This is a genomic window from Psychrobacter sp. Arc29, from assembly GCF_041431175.1.
Lineage (GTDB): Bacteria > Pseudomonadota > Gammaproteobacteria > Pseudomonadales > Moraxellaceae > Psychrobacter.
Genome location: NZ_JASMRR010000001.1, coordinates 217,896 through 242,749 on the forward strand (window position 1 = coordinate 217,896; position 24,854 = coordinate 242,749).

At 43.4% G+C, this 24,854-nt stretch carries 18 protein-coding genes; 8 read left to right on the forward strand and 10 right to left on the reverse strand.

The genetic code is table 11. The features are described from left to right. The first annotated feature begins 57 nt into the window (after positions 1-57). The 4 genes from lpxD to QO189_RS01055 all read left to right on the forward strand — a co-directional run bounded on the left by lpxD (position 58) and on the right by QO189_RS01055 (position 4,282). Positions 58-1,074, forward strand: coding sequence for a UDP-3-O-(3-hydroxymyristoyl)glucosamine N-acyltransferase (gene lpxD / locus QO189_RS01040; RefSeq protein ID WP_371531160.1), 1,017 nt, complete (start codon positions 58-60; stop codon positions 1,072-1,074). A gap of 48 nt (positions 1,075-1,122) precedes the next feature. Then, positions 1,123-1,659, forward strand: a complete 537-nt coding sequence (gene fabZ, locus QO189_RS01045) for a 3-hydroxyacyl-ACP dehydratase FabZ (protein WP_201601351.1) — start codon at positions 1,123-1,125, stop codon at positions 1,657-1,659. A 173-nt stretch (positions 1,660-1,832) separates the two neighbouring features. Continuing rightward, entirely contained in the window at positions 1,833-2,612 is a 780-nt protein-coding gene (lpxA, locus tag QO189_RS01050; RefSeq protein ID WP_371531161.1) for an acyl-ACP--UDP-N-acetylglucosamine O-acyltransferase, read from the forward strand. Positions 2,613-2,929: 317 nt separating this feature from the next. Next, a complete protein-coding gene (locus QO189_RS01055) occupies positions 2,930-4,282 on the forward strand; it encodes a sodium-dependent transporter (RefSeq protein WP_371531162.1) in 1,353 nt (450 codons plus the stop codon). A 125-nt stretch (positions 4,283-4,407) separates the two neighbouring features. On the opposite strand, the gene tgt is transcribed toward QO189_RS01055, so the two are convergent. Then, on the reverse strand, positions 4,408-5,559 hold the full coding sequence (gene tgt / locus QO189_RS01060; RefSeq protein WP_371531163.1) for a tRNA guanosine(34) transglycosylase Tgt: 1,152 nt from the start codon (positions 5,557-5,559) through the stop codon (positions 4,408-4,410). 256 nt (positions 5,560-5,815) lie between these two features. On the opposite strand from tgt, the gene QO189_RS01065 reads away from it, so the two are divergent. Beyond that, the gene (locus tag QO189_RS01065) at positions 5,816-6,475 is read left to right on the forward strand and encodes a heme-binding protein (protein ID WP_371531164.1); all 660 of its coding nucleotides are present in this window, start codon (positions 5,816-5,818) and stop codon (positions 6,473-6,475) included. 109 nt (positions 6,476-6,584) lie between these two features. On the opposite strand, the gene asd is transcribed toward QO189_RS01065, so the two are convergent. After that, positions 6,585-7,718: an aspartate-semialdehyde dehydrogenase gene (gene asd, locus QO189_RS01070; RefSeq protein WP_371531165.1), complete on the reverse strand. Its 1,134-nt coding sequence runs from the start codon at positions 7,716-7,718 to the stop codon at positions 6,585-6,587. 475 nt (positions 7,719-8,193) lie between these two features. On the opposite strand from asd, the gene QO189_RS01075 reads away from it, so the two are divergent. Continuing rightward, on the forward strand, positions 8,194-9,324 hold the full coding sequence (locus QO189_RS01075) for an endonuclease/exonuclease/phosphatase family protein (protein ID WP_371531166.1): 1,131 nt from the start codon (positions 8,194-8,196) through the stop codon (positions 9,322-9,324). A 348-nt stretch (positions 9,325-9,672) separates the two neighbouring features. Here QO189_RS01075 and QO189_RS01080 read toward each other — a convergent pair whose 3' ends face one another. The 3 genes from QO189_RS01080 to QO189_RS01090 form a co-directional block, all read right to left on the reverse strand. Beyond that, entirely contained in the window at positions 9,673-10,335 is a 663-nt protein-coding gene (locus QO189_RS01080; RefSeq protein WP_371531167.1) for a helix-turn-helix domain-containing protein, read from the reverse strand. Positions 10,336-10,463: 128 nt separating this feature from the next. Next, positions 10,464-11,858 (reverse strand): peptidylprolyl isomerase, encoded by a 1,395-nt coding sequence (locus QO189_RS01085; protein WP_371531168.1) that lies wholly within the window; start codon positions 11,856-11,858, stop codon positions 10,464-10,466. A 157-nt stretch (positions 11,859-12,015) separates the two neighbouring features. Continuing rightward, positions 12,016-15,060: an LPS-assembly protein LptD gene (locus tag QO189_RS01090; protein WP_371531169.1), complete on the reverse strand. Its 3,045-nt coding sequence runs from the start codon at positions 15,058-15,060 to the stop codon at positions 12,016-12,018. 388 nt (positions 15,061-15,448) lie between these two features. On the opposite strand from QO189_RS01090, the gene QO189_RS01095 reads away from it, so the two are divergent. Further along, positions 15,449-16,555 (forward strand): aminoglycoside phosphotransferase family protein, encoded by a 1,107-nt coding sequence (locus QO189_RS01095; RefSeq protein WP_371531170.1) that lies wholly within the window; start codon positions 15,449-15,451, stop codon positions 16,553-16,555. A 49-nt stretch (positions 16,556-16,604) separates the two neighbouring features. Further along, positions 16,605-17,348 carry an N-acetylmuramate alpha-1-phosphate uridylyltransferase MurU gene (gene murU / locus QO189_RS01100; RefSeq protein ID WP_371531171.1) on the forward strand — a complete coding sequence of 248 codons (744 nt, stop codon included), beginning with the start codon at positions 16,605-16,607 and terminating at the stop codon, positions 17,346-17,348. A gap of 194 nt (positions 17,349-17,542) precedes the next feature. Here the strand turns inward: murU and QO189_RS01105 are convergent, their stop codons facing one another. The 5 genes from QO189_RS01105 to QO189_RS01125 form a co-directional block, all read right to left on the reverse strand. After that, on the reverse strand, positions 17,543-17,674 hold the full coding sequence (locus QO189_RS01105; protein ID WP_263281220.1) for a hypothetical protein: 132 nt from the start codon (positions 17,672-17,674) through the stop codon (positions 17,543-17,545). Between the two features lie 92 nt (positions 17,675-17,766). Then, entirely contained in the window at positions 17,767-18,783 is a 1,017-nt protein-coding gene (gene cydB / locus QO189_RS01110; RefSeq protein ID WP_201599754.1) for a cytochrome d ubiquinol oxidase subunit II, read from the reverse strand. Continuing rightward, positions 18,783-20,282: a cytochrome ubiquinol oxidase subunit I gene (locus QO189_RS01115; RefSeq protein WP_371531172.1), complete on the reverse strand. Its 1,500-nt coding sequence runs from the start codon at positions 20,280-20,282 to the stop codon at positions 18,783-18,785. Before QO189_RS01115 ends, cydB begins: the two co-directional genes overlap by 1 nt. Positions 20,283-20,734: 452 nt before the next feature. Next, positions 20,735-23,206: an esterase/lipase family protein gene (locus QO189_RS01120; protein WP_371531173.1), complete on the reverse strand. Its 2,472-nt coding sequence runs from the start codon at positions 23,204-23,206 to the stop codon at positions 20,735-20,737. Positions 23,207-23,590: 384 nt separating this feature from the next. Next, complete coding sequence (locus tag QO189_RS01125; RefSeq protein ID WP_371531174.1) at positions 23,591-24,769, reverse strand: hypothetical protein; 1,179 nt, start codon at positions 24,767-24,769, stop codon at positions 23,591-23,593. Positions 24,770-24,854: the final 85 nt, after the last annotated feature.

A 24,854-nucleotide genomic window follows, 5' to 3' on the forward strand; every position in this document is an offset into this window, starting at 1 on the left:
ACACATTGTTATTTTGACGACCGTTTTATATATAACAATAGTCTATTAATAGTCATTATGATAACGATTGAGCAACTTATCACTCGGATTGAGCAGCGTCAGCCCATTATCAATAAAGCTGATATTAGTGCTGAGCAGTTACGTCACCCATTCAACAGTGTTGGAAGTTTAACTACTGCTGACCAAAAGCAGCTAAGCTTTTTGGCAGACCCTCACTATATCTCTAGTTTGTCTGGTAGCCAAGCAGGTGCAGTATTGGTCACCCAAGAGTATCGTGACCAAGTACCTGAGTCGGCCTTAGCGTTGGTTGTCTCTAACCCATACCTAGCTTATGCTAGCGCTAGCCAACTATTTGCCCGTCAGTCACTATCTGCTGGAATCCATCCTAGCGCTGTGATCTCTGATAGCGCTGTGATTGGTGATGATGTCAATATTGGTCCTTTTTGTGTCATTGGCGACTATGTGAAGATAGGAGCGCGTAGCTCACTTGATGCCCATGTAATGATCGAGGCGCATTCTGAGATCGGTACTGACAGTGTTATTAAGTCGCAAGTGGTTATTGGCCATGATTGTGTCATTGGTAACTACGTAAGATTGCATGCGGGTGCGAGTATTGGTGCCGAAGGGTTTGGCTTTGCTCCTACCAACAATCCTAGTGTTTCAGGCTGGGAGCGGATCGCTCAGCTAGGCCGCGTGATTATTGGTGATCATGTGCGTATTGGTAGCCACACCTGCATCGATCGCGGCGCCATTGATGATACGGTTATTGGCAATCATGTTATCATTGATAATTTGGTTCAAATTGCTCATAACGTACGTATTGGTGACGGTACTGCCATTGCCTCCCAAACGGGTATTGCCGGTAGTACGACTATAGGTAAACGTTGCATTATTGGCGGTGCTGTCGGTATCACAGGGCACATCGAAATTACAGATGATGTGGTTTTATCAGGTATGACCATGGTTACCAAGTCTATAAAGACTGCTGGTTCTTACTCTTCTGGAACAGCTGCTATGCCAACTGCTCACTGGCGACGTGCGGCGGTGCGTTTTCGTCAGATGGGCCGTGACTAATACGAATACAAACAATCAATATTTTAAATACTGCAAGGAAGCCTCATTATGAGCAATAACCATATAGATATCCCAACTGATGAAGACATCAAAAGCTTGGCTGAGCAAGGTCTTACGCTGCCACTGACGTATCATACGATTAAGCATTATTTACCACATCGTTATCCTTTTATGTTGGTCGATAGAGTGGTCGCTTGTACACCAGGAGAGTGCATTACGGGTATCAAAAATGTGACCATTAATGAAGAGTTTTTTAATGGGCATTTTCCTGACGAGCCAATCATGCCAGGGGTATTGATGGTAGAGGCAATGGCACAGGTTTCAGGCATACTTGGGTTCATTAGTGCAGGTCTGACTTCAGAAGATGGCTATCTGTATTTATTTGCTGGTGTAGATAAAGTGCGGTTTAAGCGCCGAGTCATTCCTGGTGATCAACTCATCATTCGTGCCAAGACAGTAATGCAGCGCCATGGCATTTATAAGTTTGATTGTACGGTACATGTCGAAGACGAACTTGCTGCGAGTGCTCAAATCATGATTGCGCGTCAAGAACAGCAAAAAATTAAAGACAGTAAAAGTGCCTAAGTTTGTAATGAGTTAGCATTCATAAGGCGCTATATCGAATCGATCTTCACAATTATAATGAGCTATTATATTGATATTTAACAAAGCAGCGGATATTGGCCTCATTCATGAAGCCAAACCAGCTGCATTTGGCTGACTATTTATTTGCATTAAATGATACAAGGGCCCACATCATGAGTCAGATTCACCCTACAGCACTCATCTCACCATCTGCACAGATTGATGAGACTGCCATCATTGGTCCCTACTGTATCATTGGTGATGAAGTGTCAATTGGACCATATACTGTGTTGCATAGGCATGTCGTTGTGACTAGGTTGACTCGCATTGGTGCGCATAACCAGTTTTATCAGTTTGCGAGTGTTGGAGAGGATCCTCAGGATCTAAAGTATGCAGGTGAGCGTACTTGGCTTGAGATTGGCGATCATAATACGATTCGCGAAGCTTGTAGCCTACATCGTGGTACTGCACAAGATAGTGAGCTGACCAAGATAGGTAGTCATAACTTGTTGATGGTCAATACTCATGTGGCGCATGATTGTGTGATTGGCGATCATAATGTGTTGGCAAATAATGTGGGCGTTGCAGGTCATGTGACTATCGGTAGCCATACAATCATCGGTGGTAATTCAGGTATTCATCAGTTTTGTACAGTAGATGATTACAGCTTAATCGGCGGTGCCAGTTTGATTTTAAAAGACGTCGCAGCGTTTACGATGGTGTCTGGTAATCCAGCAAAAGCTCATGGCCTGAATATCGAAGGCATGCGCCGAAAAGATTGGTCGAAAGAAACCATTGATGTCTTACGCCAAGCGTATCGTACCATCTTTAGATCGGGTCTGACCACAGCAAAAGCGTTGGAGGTTCTGCAAGGTGAGCTGCTATCTCAAGAGCCAAAAGTTCAATTGCTGATTGATTCACTACAAAAAAGTCGTCGCGGGGTGGTGCGTTAAACGCATATTGAACCACTATAGAATCTAGGCTAGATAGTCGTTTTTTACAGTTTTAATCTGCCTAAATTCTATTAATAAAAGATAATATTGTCAAAAGCCATAACCAATTGTTATGGCTTTTTATATTTATGAGTACTTGACTTTTTTGGTCGCTTAGCAGAAACTGAGCGTTTATGATATTGTAAACAATTCTTTCTTAATGTTACGGGGCACTTCACATTGAAGTGTTTACTAAATAGTTTGATAGTAGTAGTCACTATTTATGATGATCAAGGAGGATTGTCAGTAGCGTTATTTGAAGTACGAGGACGCAAAAAATGGCTATCAATAAACAAGAACATGCACAATGGAGCTCAAGTTTTGGCTTCGTGTTAGCGGCAGTAGGTTCAGCAGTTGGTTTGGGGAATATATGGAAGTTTCCCTATATGGTGGGTGAGAGCGGTGGTTCAGCTTTCGTTATCGCTTATTTATTCTGTATCGCACTAGTCGGTTTTCCAATACTAGTTGCTGAATGGCTCATTGGTCGCCGTGGACAAAAAAACCCAGTCAACACGTTTGCGGATGTGGCTGCTAGCGAAGGTAAATCTCGTAGCTGGACCATCGTTGGTGCTACTGGTATTTTGGGTGGCTTTTTAATTCTATCCTTCTATAGTGTGATCGGTGGTTGGGCACTTAACTATATCACCAAAGTGGCGTCAGGCAGCTTTACAGGTCAAGATAGTGATTCTGTGGCTGCGACCTTCGATGCGATGCTAGCATCAGCCGGTACATTGACGATTTGGCACACCGTATTTATGATTTTGACTGCCGTCATCGTTGGTATTGGTGTAACGAGTGGTATCGAAAAAACAGCTAAGATTTTAATGCCACTACTGGGTGTGATCCTTTTCGTTATCGTTGGTTATAACGTAATGAATGGCGGTTTTGGTGAGGCAGTTGCTTATCTGTTCACGCCAGATATGAGTAAGCTGACGGCTGATGTTATGCTTGCAGCATTAGGTCATGCCTTCTTCACGCTATCGATTGGTATGGGCATCATGGTTGCTTATGGTTCGTATTTGGGTCGTGAAGTGAACTTGCTAAAAACCGCACGTACCGTTGTTATTTTGGATACGGTTATCGCTTTGGCGGCCGGTCTAGCCATCTTCCCAATTATCTTTAGTAACGGTCTAGATCCTGCGTCAGGTCCTGGTCTGATCTTCGTCAGCTTACCGATTGCTTTTGGTAGCATGGGTGCAGGTACTATCATTGGTGCATTGTTCTTTTTGCTTATCACCTTTGCAGCTGTCACCTCATCTATCTCATTGCTAGAGCCAACGGTTGAGCTGCTAGAAGAGCGTACGTCGATGAGCCGTACCGTATCGACTATCGTTGCCAGTACTGTGATTTGGCTATTAGGTATTGCCGCATTGCTATCGTTCAACCTATGGTCTGAGTTTACTATCATGGGTAACGGTATCTTTGATGCACTAGATAAGATTACCAGTAAATTCCTGTTACCTCTAACAGGTCTTGCCGCCATCGTATTCGTTGGTTGGAAAATGGATCAGCGTAGCATTCAGCAAGAGCTTGGTTTATCTAATGCTACATGGCAGCTTTGGCAAATTGTTGCAAAATTCATCGCGCCAATCGCTGTGATCGTGGTATTTGTTACCTCACTGATGGGCTAATAGTTATTTATAATGATTTAGACATGTAAATCATCAAGCGATAAAAGCAGCACACATAAAAAGGGCTTAAGATAATTCTTAAGCCCTTTTTTATGTCTAATAATATCAATAAATACTAAAATGGATTAACGTAAATTCAACTCAGGAACGGTTTGTCCACGCTTACTATAAAATTCGCTAACGAATTCATCAAACTGATCTTGCTCAATGGCGTCTCTGATACCTTGCATCAAACGCTGGTAATAGCGTAAGTTATGAATGGTTGCCAATTGTGCACCCAGCATCTCTTTACATTTATTAAGATGATACAAATAAGCACGGCTGAAGTTTTGGCAAGTGTAGCAGTCACATTCAGGATCTAATGGGCCTTCGTCGTTACGATACTGGCTATTACGGATACGCACCACACCAGCATTGTCTGCATCGCCCGTCACGAAATAATGACCATTACGCGCGTTACGAGTTGGCATCACACAATCGAACATGTCCACACCGCGGCGTACGCCTTCAACTAAATCCTCAGGCTTACCAACACCCATTAGATAGCGCGGCTTATCTGCTGGCATATCATCAGGCAGGTAGTCTAGGACGTCTATCATCTCTTCTTTAGGCTCACCAACCGAAAGACCGCCGATAGCATAACCATCAAAGCCGATATCTAGCAGACCTTCGAGTGATTGCTGACGCAAATCAGGATACATACTGCCTTGTACGATACCAAATAATGCGTTGGTGCTACCCAGTCTATTGTGCTCATCAACGCAGCGTTGTCCCCAGCGTAATGAAAGCTCTAAAGACTTTTTCGCTTCATCATGAGTCGCTGGATAAGGCGTACATTCATCGAACTGCATGACGATGTCTGAATTCAAGCTGTATTGAATTTGCATGGATTTTTCAGGAGAAAGAAATACTTTGGCGCCATCGATAGGCGATTTGAAGTTAACCCCTTCTTCGGTAATTTTACGCATGGCACCCAGACTGAATACTTGGAAACCGCCTGAATCCGTCAAAATAGGTTTGTCCCAATGCATGAACTTATGCAAGCCGCCAAATTTGTCGATCACTTCCGTGCCTGGGCGTAACCAGAGATGAAAAGTGTTGCCTAAAATGATATCAGCACCGATGGCTTCGATATCACGTGGCAGCATACCTTTGACCGTACCATAAGTACCAACAGGCATAAAAGCAGGCGTTTGCACGTCGCCATGATTGAGATGAACGGTGCCGCGGCGTGCACGAGTTGCACCGCTGGCTGTTTTATGTAAGACAAATTGCATATGTTAACCGATATATGAGCTATGAAAATGTCGCTAATTATAGCATTGTTAGGGATTTTTTGGATATTGATATTCAGGCCGTCAATATAGCTAGTCAGTGCGTTTTTTTAATTAATGCAATATTGTCATAACCAAAAGACACAGACAGTGCTTCAAAACACACAGACAACCCTTACGTTGCGCTGGTAAAGTAAAAGTCATAATAGTGACGTATTCAAAACCATCAGAGCATACTTTAAGAAAATGGAGAGGTTATATGAAAAAGACAGGTTATTTACTATTGGTTGGCGGGATATTATTGATATCAAAAGGGGCGATGGCTGCTGATCCAGAAGAGCCAGAGTATACGTTATTGGCACAATCAGATGACTTTGAGTTACGCCGTTATGATGAGCAATTAATCGCCCAAACGTGGGTAAGTGGTGATCAACGCGCGGCGAGTCGTGCAGGGTTCAAAATCCTAGCGGATTATATTTTTGGTAATAACACTGCGCCAACTGGTGGTAGCAGCAAAATTAGCATGACAGCGCCTGTCACCATGCAGCCTGATAATGGTAAGTCGGATAGTGAGTCACAGAAGATCGCAATGACCGCACCAGTCAGTATGCAACAAGATGATGGAAAGTGGCGCGTACAATTCACGATGCCCAGTAAATATACGATGGAAACGTTACCAAAACCGAATAATCCAGAGGTTGAAATCATCGAAGTACCCGCTCAAAATTATGGCGTTATCAAATTCTCAGGATTTACTGGAAGTGATAAAGTAGATAGGAAGACACAAGAACTGCGAAATTGGATGCAAAGTAAAAATTTAACGCCTACAGGTGATCCAGAATTGGCACGTTATGATGAGCCATGGACATTGCCATTTTTACGTCGTAACGAGGTAATGATTGCTTATGAGCAAAAGTAATACATGGGTATTAAGGCATATAGTCATTGTTCTTAGTCATTTAGATTATTGATCACAAAAAAAGACAGCACTTGCTGTCTTTTTTTATCTGATATTTTGGATATTTGATTTAGTTGTTTTGCTCACGAATGATATTCAGCATACGGCGCAATGGTTCTGCTGCGCCCCACAGTAGCTGATCACCAACGGTAAAGGCACCTAGATATTCAGGGCCCATTTTAAGCTTACGTAAGCGGCCTAATGCAACTGTTAATGTACCAGTCACTGCGACTGGCGTTAAGCGCTTTATAGTGGCTTCTTTATCGTCTTCGACCAAATCTAACCACTCATTGCCGCTATTTTTTAGGGCGGCTTCAATCTCTTCTAGAGGGATATCTTTTTTGAGCTTAATCGTTAGGCCTTGCGCGTGGCAACGCATTGCCCCGACACGTACACACATACCATCGATAGGAATCGTGCTAGCTTCGTCATTACCAAGAATCTTGTTAGTCTCAACGCCGCCTTTCCACTCCTCTTTTGACTGCTTGTTTTCTAACTGCACATCGATATAAGGAATCAAGCTACCAGCAAGTGGCACACCAAAGTACTGTGTAGGAAAGTCTGCTGAACGCTGTGTCTGAGCGATTTTCTTATCAATATCAAGAATGGCTCTAGCAGGGTTGGCTAGTTCATCTTGTACAGCGTCATGCAAGACACCCATACCTGAGATAAGCTCACGCATGTTATTGGCACCAGAGCCGCTAGCCGCTTGATATGTCATCGCGCTGACCCATTCAACCCAGCCTTTATTAAACAGCTCACCAATCGCCATTAGCATCAATGACACGGTACAGTTGCCACCGATAAAGTCTTTTTTGCCACTGGCTAGGGCGTCATCAATGACGCTGCGATTGACGGGATCAAGAATGATGATGCTATCGTCTTTCATACGTAGCGTACTTGCTGCATCAACCCAATAGCCAGTCCAGCCGCCATCACGTAGTGGCTGGTGAACTTTTGAAGTGTAATCACCACCTTGGCAAGTAATAATCACATCACAAGCAGCAAGCGCTTCAACATCATGAGCATCTTTTAGTTGGCCAGTTTCAATACCGTCGAATTTTGGCGCATCGCCACCAGCATTGCTGGTTGAAAAGAAAACAGGCGTAATACCGTTAAAGTCATTTTCTTCCTGCATACGTTGAATCAATACTGACCCTACCATGCCGCGCCAGCCTACCAAGCCTACTGTTAAGTTACTCATGAAATTCAGTCCTATTGACAATTATTTGTTGCATCACCAACCGATAACAATGCCGTGAATGGTACAAAAAAGCAAGGCGTTTTGGCTATTATTTACTCGTTTTCTATACACTATTAACTATGTGTACTATAACTTTACGTTATTATTAGAGTCGCGCTTAGGTATTGGCAAAATATATTTGGTTATCCGTAAAGGATAAGGCTCTCGATAAAATACTTATTATTTTGATTGGGTAGGTATTGTAAATTTTTATGGCAGTTGTTGCAGAATCGCGACTCATATATAGGCGAAAATCTTATGAAATGCTAAAGTAAGCTTCTAGCATTAATACTTGATGTCAGTTCAGTCATTAATACTTGATGTCAGTTCAGTTAGAACTCAGTTCATTTAAAACAATGATGTGTGTTGTCATGGAATGAATGGCATATATCATCATTGGCCCCATTATCATCTCAATAAACGGTTATTACATACTATGGATCTCTCACTATTATATTACAGCTTACAATGGCTAGCAGGATTCATCGCATTTGTAACGATCTGGGGTTGGGTGCCACTTGATAATTGGTGGGTACGTGGCGTCGAATTCCCACGCATTCAGATAATGGTGCTTGGTGTCATTGCATGGGTTGGCATGATCATGTTTTTCCCGGAGTGGCAATTGGGACAATGGTTGTTATTTATAGTGCTTAGTATCACGTTAGTGTTCCAGTTAAGAATGGTATTGCCGTATACCAAGCTATGGAAAAAAGAAGTTCAAAAAGCAAAAGACAAGCCAGAAGGGCAAGTACATCAATTAAAAATCATGGTCTCAAATGTGTTAACACCCAATGATGAAACACAAAAATTGGTTGATTTGGTCAAGCATAGACAGCCCGATATTTTAATTACGCTTGAAACTGATAAGAAATGGGAGAAAGCCTTACAGCAAATTGAGTCTGATTATCCATATATGGTGAAGGTTCCGCTGGATAATCTATACGGTATGCACCTGTACTCTAAGCTTGAGCTCATAGATCCTGAAGTGAAGTACCTAATGATTGATGACATACCTTCTATTCATACGCAGTTACGCCTGCAAGGTGGTCGAGTGATTTGGCTATACTGCTTGCATCCTATGCCTCCAAGTCCAACTGAGGCTGATAAATCTACCACGCGTGATGCTGAGCTGTTGATGGTTGGCAAGCACATCAAAGAAAATGAGCAAACCGCGATACTGGCTGGTGATCTCAACGATGTGGCATGGTCAAAAACCACGCGCCGCTTTCAGCGTATTTCTGGGCTGCTAGATCCTCGTATTGGTCGACACTTTATCAACACCTTTCATGTCAAATATCCGTTTCTGCGTTGGGCATTAGACCATATTTTTCATAGTGCTTGCTTTACAGTGGTTGATATCAGACGTATGCCGTCTATAGGGTCTGATCATTTTCCTGTAATGACGACTTTACAATATGAGCCAGAAGAAACGAGCAAGCAGGAAGGCAATGCGCCTACTGCAGAAGCAGAAGATGTGGCAGAAGCAGATAGCAAGATTGAAGAAGGTAAAAAAGAAGGCAAGAAAATGTCAGATGAACGCAGAGAAGCGCAAGGCAGTTTTAGTTGATGAGGAGTACGACGTATAGGTTAAAGTTTACTCTTATAACGTAAGCATATGCTTACGTCAAATAAGGTCTTTAGCTTCTATTCGTACCAAATTGATTGTCCTATAATACATTCATCAACACAAGGATACGCAAGGATGCAGTGTTGAGACGGTATCAATAAAAGAACAGGTCAGCCCGCTGTCTTATATGTTACTGTTTATGACTTAGGATGAGTCAACATGGAAGAGAGATAATAACAATAACATGAAGCACTGAAGCCCCGAACCAATCGCCCTAGGTTCGGGGCTTTTCTTTGTGTATGATTTGGAGAGGCAATAGGTTGTTTATAGACTAGTTATAGTATTTAGTTATCTGTATTTGACCAGTTTGCTATCAACTATTCCAATTAGTGTAAAATCAGCTATCGGTTGCATTGCTTGATGTGGCCAATCAGGATTAATAGTCTTAAGGTATATGTCGGATTTGTCCTCACCAATAACAACTTGCTTGAAATTAGCTTGTGTATTGTGATCATAGCGAACAATAACTAAATCGCCATCTTTTAAGTCTGCTAAAGCTATCTTTGGTTCTACATAAATAATTTCTTTAGGTTTGAATTCAGGCGACATGCTTCTCCCTTGAATAACAAGACAGAAAGCCTGTTCAGATAAATGAGGCAGCTTGGGTGTCCAATCAACTATATGGTTTATTATAGTCGGTATATTATTAGAAAAGTTGGCAGCTATCGTCCAGCTAATGATAGGAGTCATCCTTTTACTACTGCATTCTATAGAAGGGTCTTCAGTAGTTTCGTAGATATTGTTTTTCTGATCATCATGCGAAAGTAGCCAGTTGGTAGTGCAGTGTAAACAGGTAGCTAGTTTAGAAATGTACAGACTTGAGGGCTTTGTATAACCATTTATCCAGCTTGATATAGTCGCTTTACCTGCACCTGTTGCTCTTTTTATATCTGCTTGTGTAATATTAAGTTCATACATTCTTTCAGCTATTTTAGCTGCTGTACTTTTCATGAGTTCCCCATTTTCTGACGTAGTGTATGCAATAAAAAAAGAGTACATGCTACTGCACATACCCTTTTTCGTTAAGCTGTCTCATACCCATATTACTGCTCATTGCCGAGTACTCAAACAATAGGCAGTTAGCCTAACACTTGAACGTAAGCACCTGCACGCAATTCTTGCAACCAGTCTTCTTGTGCTTGAGGCGCTAGGCGTTGATATAAAGCTTGGCGTGCCATATTGCGACGATATTGCTCGCTGACATCCTGCTGACGCTTACCGTCAACTTTTAGGATATGCCAGCCGAATTGAGTTTTGAATGGAGCAGAGTAGTCACCAACGGCTGTGTTTTTCATTGTGGCTTCAAATGGACCTACCATATCTTCTTCACTGACCCAATCAAGATCACCACCGCGGCCAGCCGATCCTGGATCGTCTGAATAGGTTGATGCTAAGGCAGCAAAATCAGCGCCGTTACGCAGTTGCTCATACAAATCATTAATTTTCTGTTCAGCCAGTGCATCTGTCTGTAACTCATCGACTTTTACTAAGATATGACGAGTATGCCACTGCGGAATCAGCATGGTATCACTGGCTTTTTTATCAGCCAGCTTAACGATATCGATACCTTCAGGCGTTAGTAACGGCTCACTGACTGCACCAATATCGAGATTGGTAATTTTGCTTGATAGCTCTGTCGGTAGGGAGGCCGCTTTGTGAAAGCCCATATCACCACCTTGAATAGGGATAGGATAGCTACCTTGGCTTGCAGCGACAGCTTCAGAGACATTGACATTTGGCGCAAGTAAACGAGTACGTAAATCTTGTGCAACTTTTAGCGCTTCCTCACGTTGAGCTGCTGATAGACGGCTGTAGTCATCTATATAAGGAACGCGTACATGCACAGTTTGGTATTCACTTTGGTTCAAACGTTTTGCTTCAGGCGACGCCAAAAATGCATCAATATCTTGCTCGCTAATGCGTACTCGGCGACTGATTTGACGCTGCTGCAGCTCTTGAATAGCAGCATCTTCGATCAGTTGAGCACGTAATGCGGCATAACTACCAGGACGCGCGGCATCTAAGCGTTGCTGTAATGCTGAGATGCTATTAAGCCCTTGAGATTGAGCGATTTGAGCAAGGCGTTGATTGATCTCAGTTTCATCAGGAGATAGGCCAACACGTTTTACCATTGATAGTTGCAATTCACGCAAGATAAGCGCGTTTAGTACCTCTGACTGCAGTTGCGCTGAGTTTGCAATAGGTTCTCCTGCTGCTCGTGCGCGAGCTTGGGTTTGTGTAATGGCATCGACCAATTCACTTTTTAGGATAGCGTTTTCATTGACTAAAGCGACAATACCATCGGTGCTATTGGCAGGTGTCAAGCGACTTACTGCATTCTGATTAGCAGTAGTCGAGGCTTGTGCTGTGGCAGGTTTCACAGTCGCTGCTTGAGCACTTAATGTCAGTGCAAGACTGGCACTCATAGATAGCAGTACAGCGCGGCTGGTTTGACGTAAAGAAAAAAATCTCATGATGCTCCTCATCAATGTCATCGCATCGGATGGTAGTCGGTCAACGCAATCCAATACTTAATAATCAAATATTTGACAGCGTGGCCCATAGTAGGGTTATAGATAATGTCTTATAAATATTTGTGCAAATAGTGCGGTAATCTAGCAAAAAATCTCGTTAGTCTTTCCATGCAGTTTGGACAGGTTCAAAGCCTAATATCTTATCAGAGAGCAACCGTGTTAGACGGCTACTGCCACTGCCAAGCCCATTTAATCTAATTTCTGCCATAACAGCTTGTGTTGGCTCGTCTTTGACGTTTAAGTCATTATAGTAACGGCGACCGTAAACTGCAAAGCCAAAGCAGCAATCTTCATAATCAACACCGATGAGTGAATCGAGCATCTTGTTACGATTATAGTCATACTGACCTTGAGCTAATATCCGCCAGCTATTATTGATAGGGAAAACGGCAGAGGCGGTAAATGCGGACAATGGTAACTGATCCGTATTTTCATCACGCTGACGCTTGACATAGCCCACATTGAACAAGCTATTGTCTGATGGCTGATAACGTAGCTCAGTCGTGATATAGTTCAAATCATAGTCGTTAGTCAGCGCACCGCTTACATCAACCCAAAAATTGTTATAAGGTTGGGTGCTGGTATCCCATACCATACCTGAGGAAGAAGAGTTGAATACTCTTTGTTCATCATCAAGCGTAACACGACCATCATCTATATAGAACTGTTCTGCAATGCTACCATCAAAACGTGTCACACCCGTTGCATCGATGTAACGATAATTGACGCCAGGCGTGATAGAGTGCAAATCTTGCAGGCGATCATGGCCTAAGAACCAACTGTCTGAAAATAGCTGCTCATAGTTAATAGACGCAATACGAGTATTGAAGTTAGGAATATCATTTTGATTTTTATACGGTGAATAAGTGTATTTCACCCGTGGACTAAGCAGGCGATAGCCACCCATGGTGTCATCAAAAGCACCGAAGGGTGAGCCTGCTTGGTAGAAATTCAGACCTGCATCAATACTGGCTTGTGGAACGAATACTGATTGGCTACCATCTCCTTCACTAATGTTATTGTCTGCCAAGCTGTCTTCATCATAGGAAGTATAAAGGTGCTGTAGGCTTAGCTTCGGTCTAATATAGCCCCAAGACTTCTCCATCGGATAGACGGCACTTATTTTGTTATAAATGCGTGCACCGCTCTTTTCATCCTCAGAGCCATCATCAATAGACTTCTTAAAATAGGCAGAATCATGTACACCAGTGATATCAAAGTTCTTCGCCCACGGCAGTCGATAGTTGAGCTTTAATTGTGGTAGGCGTGAATAGGGTTTGTCTTTATCCTCTAGAGCCTCACCATTATCAGTAAACGCATCTAACGTTTGAAAGGTTTCTACTTTTAACTCACCATCGACGTAATCATTATAATAATTAACTCGAGCGCGCCTTGGTAGATTGATCGTGTTATCTGATAAACCTAAGGTATCAAAATCATCAAGATAATCTGCATCTGATACATAGCTGTATTTGGCATCACCACTTAACCGCGGAATACTTTTGGATGACCAATAATGATCATAAAAAAAGCTTTTACGATCTTCGTCATTATATTCTTTGTCATTAGGCAAGTATGAACCGTTAAAAATACCTTCTCCGTAATTTTCGGTCAAATAGCGGAACTCACCTGAGACCATAGGATTACGGTCGGTGTATACATGCGTATTGAGCGTGGCATCGTAGTTGGGCGCTAGGTTGAAGTAATAAGGAACATCAATCTCGACACCACTCTCACTACTCACGCTAGCACTTGGTAACAAAAATCCGCTACTACGACGACTGTCTATTGGAAAGTTAAAGTAGGGGAGATAAAAGACGGGCACGTCAGCAATGCGAAAAGTCGTATTATAGGCTTCGCCGCGTCCTGTATCAGTATTCAAATCGATACTTTTGGCATCAAATTGCCATTTACGGTTGGTGGGTGGACAGGTGCTAAACATGACCTCGTCCAGCTCGTACTCACTATCATTGGGCTTATTCAAGCGCTTAGCATAACCGTGTGCTTGTAGCTCAACACTAGCAAAAGCCACATCGTTGGCTGTTGATTGACCAGTTTCAGTATTATAGTTTAAGCTGTCTGCAACCCCAATCAGACCACCTTTTTTTGCTCTTTCATTAAAGCTGGTTTGAGCGTTGCTCGGTGCGTTGCTACGTTGCAGTGATTGTCCTGTCGCCTGATCGGTAAACATGACTCTACCTTGTGCAGCAGCCACCCCATTGCTTAGATCAATCACAACTTTTTCTGCTTCGATATGCTGGGTACCCTGATCGACTTTCACATTACCCGATAGTTCAGCATAATTGATATTATTGTAATAACCGTAGTCTGATTCTGTGAATAGAGGTGCTTGATTATTGGGAATACTGTCAACATCAGGTACGGGTTGTCCATTTGCACCGCCAGCCTCATTCACAGCACGCTGATAATTGGGGTTACTATTTGGATAGACCCATTGACCTTCACAGCGTTGTGCACTATCTATAGCGTTTGGCAGTAATCGTAAGTTCTTACCGACTTTTGGAATGGTCTGCGCTGTAGGCGCTAAAATACTCTGTATACTATCTGACTCAGCATTTTCTGTATTATCTACGTCATTTGAGACAGGGGTCTCTGGTGTGAGCTCATAAAATTCTGCCAAACGCACTAGACTGTCTTGAACGCTCTCATCACTGATATCTAGCTGACGGTTATCCGCTACGGTATCTTGAGACGTGACCATAGCATTAGCGCGTGTGTCGCGGCCTACCTGATTGCTATCTGTCCTATCTGATGATTGTATCGAGGCGGTATCAGAAGACTCATTGATCTCTGTGATATTCAAAACATCATCGGAGGCGCTGTCCTTTAACGTAGCATCGCTTACGAAACCTGTGTCATCAAAATCAGAGGCAGGAGTCGCTCTTTGAGAATTATCGACCTGAGCGCGCGCTTCTTTATAACGGATATCGTTGTAATCACTGCTTTGAGTGACATTACTGTTATTGGTATCAGAGAGGTAGCTGCTCGTACTACCAGCACTTGATGGCTCAGTTGTCTGTGTGTCAGCATCGTTGATGGCAGCACTAACCGTTAGGCTAGATAAGCCTAAGGCACCAAATAAGATCAAACGAATGCTTTGGTAAAGCGGAGAATATAACAAGGGCACACCTATGATTGCAGAGCCTATTGGATTGCGATACTGAATTGCATAGTCGTATTATTCAACAAGACAGAGTTGTTAATGAACGGCTAAAAAATCACTCATCGATAGCGTCATCTCAAGAATTTGGCTGTTTTACATATAATGACGACTAATCATAGTCAAAAAAAACCAAATCAGCTACACTATTTACCAAAATTTATAATATAGCCAAGCTGCTTTTAAATGAGCTAAAAATTTCAGCTTAGCGTTAAATTATTGAATGATATCTTGATATGTCTACTGACGCAGTTGTTGCGGCTTAAGATATGACCATTTTAGCAAGTATTTGCCTGACTTATCACTACTTTAATTATTTATGATTTATATTTAACCTGCGATGCCCATTATGACTGATAAAACCACTATAGAGCCTGACATGACCGATAACAATAACGACAATCGCCAACAACAACTCGAGCATTGGTTGCAGCAAGTATTTGTAGATAAGCCCTTTAATCTAGACAGCTTACCGGGTGATGCGAGTGCGCGCCGCTATCATCGCATTCAACTGCTAGAGGCTGGTGGGTCAGGAGATACGCGTTATATCGTCATGGATTCTGCTGATGAGCAAGATGCCATGCGGCAGTTCATCAATGTTGCCAAGCTCATGTCGCCTGCAATCAATGTGCCGACGCTCATCGCACAAAATCTAGAAAAAGGTTTTTTGGTGCTACAAGACTTTGGTGCAGTAGAGTTTGCTCATTTGCTGAATGATGCAACACCAGAGCAAATCAATGACTATTACCAGCTCGCCATGCAGACGTTAGTAGCGCTGCAAACGGTGCCAGCCCGTACTGCAAAATCTCAGTATCAGCTGCCAGATTACGATACGGCGTTATTAGATCGCGAGATGAATCTATTCAGCGAGTGGTTTATCCCTTATATCGGCGTAGAGCTGAATGAGAAGGTATGGGAAAACTTGAAATCGGTACTTATCAATCTAATCCTGCTGCAGCCACAAGTCATTGTGCATCGCGACTATCATAGTCGTAACCTCATGCAAGACCAAGCGGACACATCGCGCTTAGGTGTGATTGATTTTCAGGATGCCGTAATCGGATCTTATACTTATGATTTAGTATCATTGGTACGCGATGCTTATGTTGAATGGCCAGAGCGCCAAGTATCTGCATGGATTAACGACTTTTGGCAGCTACAAAAGCAACAATCGCTAACCACAGCCGATAATGTGGTTCAGCTTGAAAACGACGTCAATGTAATGGGCGTACAGCGTCATTTAAAAGTACTAGGAATTTTTATTCGATTATCTGAACGCGATGGCAAAGATCGCTATTTGGCCGATATTCCCAAAGTCATGCGTGATTTAATTATTGAGTTAAACTGGCTGGCTGAACAAGGTAATGATGAGGTCAAGCATGCCGTCCTACCTTTTAATCAATGGCTAAAAGATGCTGTCGTACCTGCATACAAAGGTAAGTTTGCTTCAGCCTAGATGATGCTCAATCAAATTAATGATATAAATAATAAAAATAGGAGTAAGCATGTCTAGCTCTACGATTACACAAGCCATGATTTTGGCTGCTGGTAAGGGCACACGTCTGCGACCATTGACACTAGAAACGCCCAAGCCTTTGGTTGAAGTAGGTGGACAGCCACTTATTGTCTGGCATATTAAAGCACTACAAGTCGCAGGTATTACCGATATCACGATCAATGCATCATGGCTGGCGGATAAGCTGATGGATACCTTAGGCGACGGTGCGCAATATGGAGTCAAACTACATTGGTCAGTAGAAGGTGATGAACCGTTAGAGACGGCAGGTGGCATTTTTCAGGCATTACAGTCAGGCAAGCTGCGAGACGAGCCATTTATTCTCGTTAACTCTGATGTTTGGACGACCTATGATTTTGCTGAGTTGCGAGACTATACATTAGGCGCGGATCAGCGCGCGCATCTGTTACTGATTGACAATCCAGAGCACAATGATGGTGGTGATTTCGCTATTAATAATGGTCTTGCCAGCGAGCAGCCAGTTGGCAATGCGGACAAATTCACTTTTGCTGGTATTAGCGTGATGTCTCCGACGTTGGTAGAGGGGCTCGTATCAGGACAGCCTGCTGCATTGGCACCATTACTTAAGCAAGCGATGATAAAGTTTCAAATTACTGCTGAAGTGATTACCGACAACTGGATCGATGTTGGCACAGCTGAGCGCTTGGCACAAGTGAATGCGTTTATTGAAAAAAACGATGCCGATAATCATCAAGGTCGAGTAAGTTCATAAGATAAGCAAAAATACACTGGTAAACACAAAAAAGCAGCGTTGATTATTCAACGCTGCTTTTTTACACAGATGATTTCTATATCGTATCCAATCTTTATCAATAGAAATGAAGAGTGAATACAAGGGCTAGCAAATTGAGAGCGTAGCACATAGGTAACGACATTATCTGGTAACAGTATTGTCTGATAACCGTGTTAAACGCCCATTGCCAGCTTAATCAATTGGGCAATCGTAAAAATCGTCAAAAATCCTGCGGCATATAAGCCTAGGAACCAAGCCCATTGTCTTTGCTTTTTACTCAAATGTTTTTTACTGAGATTTTTCATAAAGACCTCTTGTCTGACAAATTGAGCACAGGTGCCACAAAAATGTGTAGCACCTGCTTATCTCATTACTAGCTGCTTGTCATTTACGATGACTAGTACATATGTTCGTGATCAGTTTTGCCCTTGAACACATAGTACGCATAAGCAGTATAACTTAAGATGATAGGTAACATGATTACCGCACCCACCAACATAAATGATAGCGATGTATCGGCAGCCGCAGCCTCATGTAGAGTCATCTGATAGGGCACGATATAAGGGAACATAGCCACACACACCCCAATATAACCCATCAAAAACAGCGCGACAGTCAATAAGAAAGGACGGTATTCACGCTCTGTAGTCAAATCTTTACGCATGATAAAGAACAATATGAGTGCAATAATCGGCATCGGCGCTAAGTAAGGCAAGCGTGCTAGGGTGAACCAATTTTCAAGCGCTTCAATGTCTGAGAAGTACATAAAGATCGTCACGATAATCATTGCGACAACCAGTGCTGACAATAACCACCCTGAGATTTTTCTTGCCCAGACCTGCAAGTCATGTTCTGTCTTTAAGATCAGCCACGTCGAGCCTAATAGCGCATAACCAATGATGACCGCAATACCACTGACAATCGAAAAGGTCGTGAGCCAGTCAAAGGGACCACCCGTGAACAGACGATTACTGGCATCAAGACCATGTACCAACGAGCCAAGCATCACCCCTTGAAAGAAGGCAGCAGTGATTGAGCCGACAAAAAACAACGAGTCCCATATGTAGCGATGCGTGCTAGATTTGAAACGAAACTCAAACGCCACGCCACGCAAGATCAGACCAACCAGCATCAAAAACACAGGTAAGTACAGCCCTGTCATGATGATGCCATAAGCGACTGGAAAAGCTGCGAATAGACCGCCGCCACCCAATACCAGCCACGTCTCGTTACCATCCCAGAATGGGGCGATAGAGTTCATCATGCGGCTACGATTTTTGTCTGAGCCTGCAAACGGAAATAAAATACCACAGCCTAAATCAAAGCCATCAAGCAGTACATAAATGAAGACTGCAAGCGCAATCAATCCACCCCAAATTAAGGGTAAGTCTAATACATCACCGAAATTAAACATTAGCGTAACCCTCCATCATCGATGTCATCTGCTGGTGTGTCGATATCTTGCTTGGTAGTGTGACCAGCAGGATCATTATCTCCGCTCAGCGTACGACCTTGACCTTCGGTTACTGAATGCTCGTAGAAATTGTCTTCGGCAGGATCGGTATAAGGTTTTGGCCCTTGACCAATCAAGCGCAAGATATAAAAGCTACCTGCACCAAAAACAAAGGTATAAACGATAATAAAGCCGATTAACGTGGTGGCAACTTGTTGGGCCGCTACGGGTGACATACTTTCAGCTGTACGGATTACACCATAGACTGTCCATGGCTGACGACCTGTTTCGGTGACAAACCAACCGGCAAGTAGCGCGATAAAGCCAAGCGGCGTCATCATCATCCATGCACGGTGGAACAGCTTGCTGTCAGGATTGAACTGCTGTTTTTTGAAGTATTTATAGACACTAAATAGACCCACAAGCACCATTAACATACCAATGCCAACCATAATACGGAAGGCCCAAAACACAATAATAACGTGTGGTTGATCTTCTGGTGCCCAGTTTTTGAGACCTTTCACTTCACCATCTAACGAATGGGTGAGAATCAAACCTGTGACATAAGGGATTTTTACTTCGTATTTATTGGTTTGATTTTCTTGATCAGGAATCGCAAAGAGACGTAATGCTGCCCCGCGCTCATCTTCCCAGATACCTTCCATGGCTGCGACTTTGGCAGGCTGATGCTCAAGGGTATTTAGTCCGTGCTCATCACCGATTAATACCTGCGCAGGTGCCACAAAAATCGCCATGATCATCGCCATACCCAACATCACGCGGCCATGTTTTCGGTGTTCGATGTGTTTTTTGGATTGTAGATAATAAGCACCAATACCACCGACCACAAAAGCAGTCGTCAAGAATGCAGCGGTCATCATGTGTGCGTAGCGGTAGGGGAATGAGGGATTGAAAATAATCTCAAGCCAGTTGGTTGGATAAAGCAGACCATCAGCACCGACCATGAAGCCTTGCGGCGTCTGCATAAAGCTGTTGGCGGCCAAGATCCAAAATCCTGAGATCAACGTACCGATAGCGACGGTTGCAGTGGCGACAAAGTGCATGCGCTTACTAACGCGGCCCCAACCGAAGAGCATGATACCCAAAAAGGAGGCTTCTAAGAAAAATGCAGTCAGTACTTCATAAGCGAGTAGTGGGCCTAAGACGTTACCCGCCTTATCAGAAAAGACTGCCCAGTTGGTCCCGAACTGGTAAGACATTACCACCCCTGAGACCACACCCATACCAAACACCACGGCAAATATTTTTACCCAGTGTTTGTAGACTTCCGCAAAAACAGGATTGCCTGTTCTTAACCAGCGAAACTCAAGTACGGTCAGCCAGCTGGCAAGTCCAATAGAAAAAGCGGGAAAGACGATATGAAAAGAGACAACAAAAGCGAACTGGATGCGCGCGAGTGTCAGCGCATCGAGCTGGTCAATCATAAACGTAGCGAACATAAACGGTTACTCTCATCTGTTAGCTGAATAGCGCTGGCTTCCGTACAACGCTTAAGTAACTGTCCGTAACTGTACATAAATCAAGGTGACAAAGATTACGGGCAATGGCTCAATGACGCAAAACTTTACTTTAGCAACATTAGGCATAAATTGTGGCTAAGCTTGCGACTCACTGTTTAGCTGAATTGAATAATTTATGTCCCTATAAATTCATATATTACAGTCATGTGCTGTATATATTATGCGCTTCCCTAGATAGTCACGCAACCCATACCGTTAGACAGCTACATACCTATGAGTCAGAAAAACAATCATAAAACACTCTTGAAAATAAAATTAACGTTATGAATAACAATGACTTGAGGATAGCGAGTATTTCTTCATAAAACATCTGTTCTGTTTATTACTTGGTGTCCCATGCATTAAAACGTTCCCAATAACAAAAACATACATCATTCTTGTAACTGTTTATGCAAAATTCGCCGCAACGTCAAAATAGTTTGTGGATTGGTTTGAATACTATGACCGCCATTGATAACTGTTTCAGAGGCAGCGCCATCTAGGTGAGCACTGGTATAGGGAACAATGCCGTCTGATAAACGTTGGGTTAGGGCCTGACTGATATTTTTATCAACAGTGACGGCAGCGACCAGTGGCTCAGGAGGCAGCTCTGATGTGTCATCTGACACGCTGACACTTGCGCTTTCGTCTTTAGCGTCTTCTTCTACCGCTTGCGATAAATCAATTTTGGCACCGTCAGGCTGTGCTTGAGCCAGTCCTTTGGTGATATCAGCATCATTATTGGCAATAATTGAATGATAAGTCACACGGCTATTAATCGTCAGATCTTTGGTTAATTCGATAAAAGAAGATTTGTCACTGAGCTGACTGGCACCATTTTGTAGATATAAAGCGCCTAATGGGTTTTGCGCCAGATCCCCTTGCGTGGCAATCGTCGCTAAGTTATCAGTCACAGTCTTGACCAAACCGACTGGCAAATAGACGATACGGCGCAGCGCACGCGTAAACCAGCGGTCTGCATAGTCAGTGCCGCGAAAAGGTGCAGATAAAAAGACAGCGGTGTCTACTTGTGGCAAGGATTGTAGCTCAAACCGTTTTTTTAATTCCTTTTCACCAAACGATTCTTTTAGTGCATCGCGGATTTGCCGTTTTTCACTACTAGAGAGAATGTCTTGATCATCAAGTCTGTCCAAATCATCGACCAAATTATCATCGGACAGCATCATGCGCGCGATAAGGGCACCCATGCTGTGGCTAATGATCACGCTGTTTTTACTGGCGCGATTTTGTCCTGTCGGGTCCGTCTGCTCGTAAGTAGTGTTGATTAATTGCTGAATCTGATAGCGGTTTTCTAAAATAGGCAAATTGGTTGGATAAAATATTTGCCAAACTTGGTAATTGTCGCGTAGCTTATCATCATTGAGAATATCGTTGGTGAGATTGACCCACGTTGCAGGGCTAGAGGCCAAACCATGCAGCATAATGATGACACGCTTGTCAGGGTCATAAGGTTCGAGCATAAACAGTTTGGGTAGACGAGCATCTGGCTGGCGCGTGATGAGGTTCAAATAACCCACGCTATCTAACTGGTTTTCTGCCAGCCACATTCCATACCCTGCTGAGAAATTGGCTGCTAACGGATAGTTATCGTTAAGAATGTTGACGGTTTCAGTTTGGTATGGATTGTATAGATGAATATCGAGCTGGCGACTGCTCAGTACATCCAGCACACTATCACCACTTGGTTTGATCAAACCAGTTAGCAGTAGATGACCAGTAGGATAAATGCGTGAGCTTGGCTCGCTATCCTTTGCATTGTCAGTCTCATTGGCTAATCGACCCGATAGTGATGAGGCCAATAACTGGCGAATCGTGGTGGTGTAACGATCATCCAGTGAGGCAACTAAGCTGATACCTAAACCGGGACGTTTGCTAACAGAGTTCAGCCCAGAGAGACGCAGCTCGTAAGTAGAAACTAAGTCGGCTAGCGCAGAGTCTTGCTTATGAGCATTTTGCAAATAGTTGTTTTCATTGGGCAAATAGATGCCGAGGTCATAATCATCTACTTGTACTTTCATGACCTTAACTTGGTCGATCGCTTTACCTTTTAGCGGAGCTCGGTTGGCAATCGCTGCTTGATCGCTGCTATCGCGCTTGGCAGAAGGGATAGTTAAGTATTCTACTTTTGTGCCATTCATCAATTTATCTGAGTTTTCAGTCGATCGATAAAGCTGCGTGATGACATCATTGCTGGCAGCGTTGTAGATATCTTGGGTCTGAATATCGTTGTCAGTTGGGATGCGGGTTTGCGCATGAGCACTACTATAGCTTTCATCAGCACCCTCAAAATCATGAGTCAGACTGTCATAAAATAAATAGGTATAGCTATATTTAACCGCATCAAATAGCCTATCCTGATAATTGTTTAAGCAACGATTGGTCTCTTCTTGCTGCATTTTGGCATCGTCGTCGCTCAAAGGCGCATTGGCGTAGTATGGGTCAAGTGGTGGACGGGCGAGTGCATTGCGGCAGTTTTGTGAGTCGGCAAGCTGGCGCGCTTTTGCGTAGTGCAGTTCTGCAAAAATCGCCAGTGCAGGTCGATAGTGTTTATTTAAAATACTATCCGTGAGCTGAGTCAAGCACAAGTCGAACTGCTGCATACAAGCTTGTTCGTTAAGACCTGCCGATAGCAAGGCAGATGCCGTATCGCTGCTTAGTTGATTGTCAGTGACGATATTACCGCGCTGTGCTGAGATGGTCTTGGCCGATGCTTGTTTTTCTACCGAGACGACACTACAGGCTGGTAGCAGCATTGCCGCTGTCAATAATGCGACTGAGGCGATAGGCCGCATTTTTTTATTGGCTTGCGTTACCGTGTTTTTGCTAGGGCTAGCAGAAGTCATAGGTCAGTCCGGTAAAAAAGTAGTTATGAGAAAACCAGCAATGGAAGTGCTCTTGGTTATAATAGAGTTTAGCGTAACTTTTGATATTAGACTATTTTATTTGAAGGGTTATAACCAAGTGCTATATATCGAACGACTTTTTCAAATGATGGTTATTGTTTTGAGATACACTTAAATTTTGGGTTAAAAGGGCATTCATTTAGACAAAGTAGAAAATGATAAAGTAGAAAAAGACAATGTTCTGTGCAAGCAGGTTTCTATTAGACACAAAAAAGCTAGACACAAAAAAGCGCCTTTGCTTTATATTCATAAAAACAGAGGCGCTAGGTATTCTAAGACTATCAAACTATTTGTTTATCTTTAGTATAGACAAACAGTACCAATTTAGGCACCTGGTTTGACATTGATATCTGGTGCAGGGATGTCCCAAATGTAGAATTTGCCATCTTCCACCAGTTTGATTTGTTGAGGAATCACGGTGTTGTTAGGGTATTTTACTTCAAGACGACGTAGGCGCTCTAGGGCGTTAGCACGGCGATCACTGAGTAGGTCTGACTGTGCCAAGCTTTGCTCTGCTTCGGTATAACCTAGCGATACGGCACGGTCTAGATATTTTTGGCCTTCTTTAAACCCGCCACCTTCTGATAGCATCATGCCATATAAGAAGTTGGCTTCACCGCTATCTGGTTGAATTTTGATGGCACGGTCAACATACTGTCCGCCGCGTACCGTGTAGTCTGAGCCCAAGTCTAGATTACGACCCATACCATTTAGCTTGGCTGCGCGAATCAATACATCGTAAGACGCATTTGGTGATTTGGCGTAAGGCTCAATCCAATCGGCCAATACTTTGATTTTTTCGCGAGTGTAATGGCGCTGAGTGCGGTTAGGGAAGTTTGGTGGATAGTGACGAGCATTCGGTGAGACGTCTGCGATGAAATCATCAAGCAAGCTGACGTCGAGCTTGTCAGTACCCAGTCCTTTTTGTTGTGGGATCAAGACGGTTTTGATAAAGCTCACATCTGAGAGCTGTACTTGTGGCGTTGGGATATTCGAGAGCTGACCGCTGCGCAGATCAATACCAGTCGCAGTCATCGGACCTGGCTCATAGACACGAGTGGTACCGCTGATCACAGGGGCATTAGCTGGATTCATCATTTGCGATGCTGGTGGCTGAGCGGCGCTGACAGGTACACGATTTGGTTGAGTATTGCTTGATTGCATCATCTGCGCTGCCTGTGCCGTGCTCAAAGGCGTACGGTTAGGCTGAGTGTTGCTTGACGGCATCATTGGCTGAGTATTAACTGATTGAGCGCTATTAGCAGGCGTAGCATCTGTTGTGCTTTGAGCTGTGCTGGCCGTCGCACCTGGCCTTGCCAGACGAATCACACGTTTGCTGGAATCTATAGCGCTCGGTACAGCAGGTGCTGATGATACAGCAGTGTCAGCTTCTGCGGCATTCACAGGCGCAGAAAGCATAATTGCACAGGCGGCCGCGAGCGCAGTCAAGGTTGCAAGCTTCGGTGACTTGGGAGACGCGCTATTAGAGAGAGTTGCTTTCATAAAAATCATTACCTTATTTAATTTATTTAGTCGTTATTTATTCATTAATCGGTTGATAGGTAGGATATATTTTTGCTGCAAAATC